The organism is Novosphingobium sp. ERW19 (assembly GCF_012641315.1).
Classification (GTDB): Bacteria; Pseudomonadota; Alphaproteobacteria; order Sphingomonadales; family Sphingomonadaceae; genus Novosphingobium.
Window position 1 is genome coordinate 1 of sequence record NZ_JABAIC010000029.1, and the last position, 5,213, is coordinate 5,213.

Genomic DNA, 5,213 nt, shown 5'->3' on the forward strand with positions numbered 1-5,213 from the left:
CGATCACGCGGGGGAGGCGACGTGTCGAACCCCTCGACCGCCGGTGCCTTGGCACCGGCAACGGCCTCGCGCGCCGTGGAGGGGAGGACCAGCGGCGAGGCATCTGAAGTTTCGTTGAAGGGACTGGGGGCATCGGCGCCCGAGATGCCGCCAGCCTGACCCGCGTCGTCGCGTGCAGACGAGAAGGGCGACGCCTCATCAGGTGCGTTCGGGTCTCCTTCCGCACCGTCCGGTGCTGGGGCTCTCTGGGCGGCTTTCAGCTGCCGACGGACCTGGCGCATCAGGGATCCGCCTTGGTCCTCGCCCGCCTTGCGGCGCAGCTCGGTGGCCCAGCGCGGATTTTCGACGACGGTCCAGGCGACCGCTTCGTCATGCAGCGTTCCAGCTTCATCGACATGAGCGGGGAAGACGACGCGCAAGGTGCGTTCCGCTGTGCGGCTGGTGTCGGCATCCACGACGCCTGACCTCTGCCGCGCGTCAGCATGGAGCAGCGTGCCGTTCGACAGATTGTCCGTCGCCTTGGCATCGATGACGTGAGCCGGTGCGCAGTCGCCCTTCGGCGCGCGGCATGTGAAATCGCCCTCGACGTTGGTGCCGAACGTGGCGCAGCCACTGGCAAGACCGGCCAGACAGGCGCAGGCAAGGAGACGTGTTGGAAAACGCATGGGTCTATCCTTTGGAAGCAGGGGTGGGGGCCAGGGAGGGGCCAGTGCGCAGGAAGTCCCGGAGCACGGCGGCAGGCCGGAAGCCTTCGAGAACAGCGCCATCGGCGGGGCGCACGATCACAGGTGTGCCGCCAAAACCGTGGGCGCGCGCGAAGGCCTCGTTGGCATCGAGACCGCTCGTGTCGCAGGGTTTGGGATTGGCGAGCGCGAGACCCGAATAGGCCATATGCAGCGCCAGCTCAGGCCGCGGCGAGCACAGAACCCGTTCGGCATCGCGCCGGCTTTCCGCCCCGAAGATCGAGATCGGCCGCTCTTCGACCCGCGCTCCGATCGCCTTCAATTCGGCCTCGAGCTTCTTGCAATAGCCGCAGTGGAAGTCCGAAAAGACGACGACACGTGGACCATCGGCCGGTCCCCAGGTGATGGCGCCTTTGGCGGGAAGCTTGCCGAGCGGGACATGTCGCGGTGCCGCGTTTCGATCTGAAGCTGCGGCTGCGCTCGGGCCGCCTTCCGCTTGCGTCTCGGGATTGCTGCGCCGCGCTGCCCCTGCTGCCAGCAGGTCCGGATTGAGGGCAAGCAACCGGGCAGCCGTCAGATCTTGACGGGCTTCCATGTCGTAGACCCGGCCGATCACCAGATACTTTGCGGCCCGGTCGACGTAGAAGAGCGTCGATTTGGAAGCGACCTCGCACAGGCCGCCAAGGCCCTTACAGTTGATCGCGTCGATCGGCGTCTTGGGCAGGCGCAGCTTGAGCGCCTCTCGAACCTTCGCCGTGTCCGGAGCGGCAGCAGGGGCAGCAAGGCTTGCCACACCCCATCCCGTCGCGGCCGACACGGCGATGATCGCCGCCAGTCCGGCGCTGGCACGCAACCAGCGGCGCCGACCAATGCCCTGCTCGAGGAGAGTATTTTCGATCATTGGGAATTCCTCACGTAGACGCCGTCGAGGAACACGATCTCGACATCGATGCCGGTCGGCATCTCGACGACAGGTTGGTACTGTTCGGCGCGCTCGATCAGGTATTTGCTGACCGTGTCGGCCGCATCGGCTGCACCCTGGCCAAGCCCGCCGCCGAGAATGTCGCCCGCCGATAGCTTGGAGCGACTGCCGTCGGGGTTGGTCGTGACGCCGGAAAAGACGCTGTTGGCATTGGCCGAGAAGCCGCGCCCGAAGCCGCCGACGATCCCGGCCAGCAGGGCCTGGCTGACGAGGCTGCCTTCGCGGCTTACGACACGGCCGCGGACCCCGGACTTGCCAGCGAAGCTGATGAAGCCTTTGACCTCGCTCACTGCGACCCTGCCGCCAGGCTGATCGCAGGTCATGCGGGCGAGCTTCACATAGACCTTTTCGCTGCTGAGATCCCCGCGTGCCGCGCCGTTGACGACGCAGCCCTGAATCCGGGTGGTCAGAACCCTTCCGTTCTGCATCACCGAACGAGCAGGGCCGGTAATCCGAAGCACCACAGGCAGCGGATCGGTCTGGCTGGCGACACCTGCCGAGGCATCGACGCCGACGATTACGCGTGCCGGAGCGTAGGAGTTGGGCGGCAGATAATCGGGCGAATCCTCGACGACGACCGGTGGCGCATCGGGTCGGCCCACACGGAGGCCATTGGTCGCTGCCTTGTCGGAGCTGAAGCTCATCAGCTTCACCTCGCCAGGCAAAGGGATCATGCCGCCCTGCGGATCGCCTGCTGCGGCGCCGGTACTGGTTTGGGGTGACCGGGCCCTTGCGTCATAGCCGCCTGCCTGCGGCCCATAAGCCGGTGGCGGTACAGCCGGTGCCGGTGATGCAGGCTGCGCGGCAAGCCGGGTCTTGAGCTCGGCGTTCTCTGCCGAGATAGCATCGATCGCAGCCTGTCCGTCGACACGCATGGCCTGGTTCTCGGCCTTGAGAGCCGCCAGCTGCGCCTCGATCTCCGTCCGCGGGATGCTCCCATCCTTCAGCGCCTTCTGCTCGCGGGTGACCGCATCGAGCCTGTTGCCGTAGGTCGCGACGAACTCGCGCTGGGATAGGTCGCGGTTGACCAGGCCTGCCGTGTCGATCGTCTGCGCCGCATTGGGATCGCCGGTCTTGGCCTTGTCGTCGCCGCCAAGGATGAACCAGCTTCCGCCGATGAGGGCGAGTGCTCCCAGCGACCCCAGCAGCAGCTTTTGACGGCGCGCGGTACGGGCGTTGAGCCCGGAAAGTTCGGACGATGCTGCGCTCTCGGCCTGCAAAGGGGCAGTGCCTGGCGTATGGGTTGCATCAGTCATGGCCGGTCTCCCCGCTTGCGCCGACAACAAAGGCCGTGGTGCTGGCCCCGGGTTCGAGCTTTGGCTCGGCGATCGAGACGGCGAGCGTGTCGCGCGGTGCGAGATCGCGTTCGGCGAGCGTCACGGGTTTCGCTCCGCGATTGTGGATGCGGACGACCTTCCCAGTGAGGCTGGCGCCGCGATAATCAGCGATGAGCTGGACTTCGAGATCGCCGACCCGTGCGGGTATGGCAGTCGATTGGCGGACCTCGAAGCCATCGACCGTCCGGTCATTGGCCATCGCCTGGATGAGCCTGACGGCGCTGGTCTCGATCGGGGTCTGGCTTTCCCAGTCAGCGGCTTTGGTTTTCGCGATCGCCGGGTTGGTCACAAAGATCTGCGCTGCCGGGATCTGCTCGACCCGGCACGCAACCTTGTAGACGAAACCCCTTTTGGTGGTGGCGAAGAAGCTGATGGCCCGCGCCGCGTAGGTTTCGGGCACGGACACGTATATGTCGCCGCGCACCGGCTCGTTCGTCACGGCAAAGTCATTGTAGGGCGTCCCGGTCGAGATCTTCGAGACGCTGGCGAACTGGTCGTCGACCAATGCGAAGCGGGTGAGCTCGCGCGCTGAAACGCTGCATTCGATCGCCGCGCCATCGGCGCCCTGTTTGAACTGGTCGGCCGCATGGGCGGGGGTAGTTGCTACGGCGAGCAGCGCGGCCGCGCTCAGAAGTAGGACCCGTGCGTGGGCCGCTGGTCGGTAAGCCATCACTGGGCCTCCTTGGATTCGTCCTGTGGGGGGAGCTGCGCAAACCCGGAGAGCGCGAGGCGCAGGCCGCGGTAAGTCCAGCTGAAACGGAAGCGGCGTTCGTCACTGGCAATCACCTGCGCGCCGACGAAGGTCTTGAGCGTGCCGGTCACATCCGAGGTGAGGCCATTGGGATCGACCGTCATTGACCGGATTACGAATGCCTGGGTGACATCCGAGCCCCGCTGCTCTTCGACGATCCGGACGAGCTCGGCCTTGAGGCGGCCATAGCTTGCAGGATCAGCGAGCTTCAGGATCTCGTTCATCCAGTAATCGAGGCCTTCCGGACTGCGATTGAGAAGAACAAGAGCCGCATCGCGGGTGACGAGCTCGAGATAATCGGCCTCGACCCCGGCACTGCTCACGGTGAGCGCTTTGGGAACGGTCGGAACCAGCACCACTTCGCGGTCGCGGGTGGCGGCAAGGCTCCCGGCGACGACCAGTGCAAGGCCAAGGCCGGCACTGGTGAGCGCAAAGAGGTTCCGCTGGCGCAGCAGCGATTGCTGCCGTTCGTGGGATATGTCGGAATACATGGAAGTGCCCCTCAACCGGCGAGTAGTCGGCAGTGAGAAGGCGGCGTTGCCTTGAGGCCCAGAAATCCTGCAGGCAGATACCAGTATGCGGCGTGGGCTACCCAGGAGCTGGCGCGTCCTGCTTTTGCCTTTCGCAATGCGAACCAGGCGCCGAAGGCGACTATGATGCCGATAAAGATATGCTGGGTGAGGATCCCCCAGGTGAAGGGGGCCAGCATTCCCGCGAACTCGTCGATGGTCCAGAAGCCGATAAGCTCCGGGTCATCGAGCCGCCGAGGAATGATGTAAGGGTCTGCCATGGCGACGCCGCCTTCCCTTGCCGCGCTCAGATGACCGCGGTCACAACCGAGGTGACGATCGGAACACCCGTGCCGACACCGATGCCGACACCCACCGGAACGGCGACCTGGCCGAGCGAAAAACGCCCGGATGCCAGACCGATCAGGCCGCCAGCGAGGCTGAGGACCGTGATGATCTTGCCGCCCGAGCCTTCCAGAAAGTCGGTGAACTTCGTGAGGGCAGGGGTGAAGGTCGTGTCAGCGCCGGCATAGGCGGCGCTCGCCGCAAGCGCCGCGATTGCGACCGGGATAGCAATGTTGAGGGTCTTGCCGAGACCCTTGACGCTGGCGCGCCGGGGGAGGGTGAGAGACTGCATGTGAAGCTCCGGTTGGAGGGGTGGTCACAGCGTTCTTGCGTTCGCTGTGTGTTCCACATGCATCTAGGAAATGTTGGTAGGAAAGTGTTCAGCAGCAATACCGTCTGGAGGTGGAAGGATGCGGACGCATCTTTTCCAGCTCAACGCATAAAATCGACGATAAGGACGTAAAGTCAGTCTTTTTGTGTCGGTGAACGCCGTCACGGCAGCCGGGATTTGGCGACGACTCGGATAGAGGAACTGATTCGCCTCTAAACGAGATGTTCCATGTATGTTCTTTTCATTTTCCTACATGGGATGCTTCGCGATATGCC

Annotated in this window: 7 protein-coding genes; all 7 read right to left on the reverse strand. The window is 64.7% G+C overall.

The features are described from left to right. The coding region (locus tag HGI46_RS21670; protein WP_168905817.1) for a conjugal transfer protein TraV at nt 1-665 on the reverse strand (665 nt) is incomplete at its 3' end. A 4-nt stretch (nt 666-669) separates the two neighbouring features. Further along, on the reverse strand, nt 670-1,584 hold the full coding sequence (locus HGI46_RS21675) for a DsbC family protein (protein WP_168905818.1): 915 nt from the start codon (nt 1,582-1,584) through the stop codon (nt 670-672). Next, nucleotides 1,581-2,921 (reverse strand): TrbI/VirB10 family protein, encoded by a 1,341-nt coding sequence (locus HGI46_RS21680; protein ID WP_168905819.1) that lies wholly within the window; start codon nt 2,919-2,921, stop codon nt 1,581-1,583. Before HGI46_RS21680 ends, HGI46_RS21675 begins: the two co-directional genes overlap by 4 nt. Beyond that, the gene (locus HGI46_RS21685; protein WP_168905820.1) at nt 2,914-3,672 is read right to left on the reverse strand and encodes a type-F conjugative transfer system secretin TraK; all 759 of its coding nucleotides are present in this window, start codon (nt 3,670-3,672) and stop codon (nt 2,914-2,916) included. The genes HGI46_RS21680 and HGI46_RS21685 overlap by 8 nt, the downstream gene beginning before the upstream one ends. Further along, nucleotides 3,672-4,244, reverse strand: a complete 573-nt coding sequence (locus HGI46_RS21690; protein WP_168905821.1) for a type IV conjugative transfer system protein TraE — start codon at nt 4,242-4,244, stop codon at nt 3,672-3,674. The genes HGI46_RS21685 and HGI46_RS21690 overlap by 1 nt, the downstream gene beginning before the upstream one ends. Before the next feature lie 11 nt (nt 4,245-4,255). Beyond that, the gene (traL, locus tag HGI46_RS21695; protein WP_020819170.1) at nt 4,256-4,543 is read right to left on the reverse strand and encodes a type IV conjugative transfer system protein TraL; all 288 of its coding nucleotides are present in this window, start codon (nt 4,541-4,543) and stop codon (nt 4,256-4,258) included. 26 nt (nt 4,544-4,569) lie between these two features. Continuing rightward, nucleotides 4,570-4,899, reverse strand: a complete 330-nt coding sequence (locus HGI46_RS21700; protein WP_011445803.1) for a hypothetical protein — start codon at nt 4,897-4,899, stop codon at nt 4,570-4,572. Nucleotides 4,900-5,213: the final 314 nt, after the last annotated feature.

What these genes read in the sequence shown, in the direction of transcription:
- HGI46_RS21675 (WP_168905818.1), bottom strand. Translation starts at nt 1,584, where the DNA reads ATGATCGAAAATACTCTCCTCGAGCAGGGCATTGGTCGGCGCCGCTGG.
- HGI46_RS21680 (WP_168905819.1), bottom strand. Translation starts at nt 2,921, where the DNA reads ATGACTGATGCAACCCATACGCCAGGCACTGCCCCTTTGCAGGCCGAG.
- HGI46_RS21685 (WP_168905820.1), bottom strand. Translation starts at nt 3,672, where the DNA reads ATGGCTTACCGACCAGCGGCCCACGCACGGGTCCTACTTCTGAGCGCG.
- HGI46_RS21690 (WP_168905821.1), bottom strand. Translation starts at nt 4,244, where the DNA reads ATGTATTCCGACATATCCCACGAACGGCAGCAATCGCTGCTGCGCCAG.
- traL (WP_020819170.1), bottom strand. Translation starts at nt 4,543, where the DNA reads ATGGCAGACCCTTACATCATTCCTCGGCGGCTCGATGACCCGGAGCTT.
- HGI46_RS21700 (WP_011445803.1), bottom strand. Translation starts at nt 4,899, where the DNA reads ATGCAGTCTCTCACCCTCCCCCGGCGCGCCAGCGTCAAGGGTCTCGGC.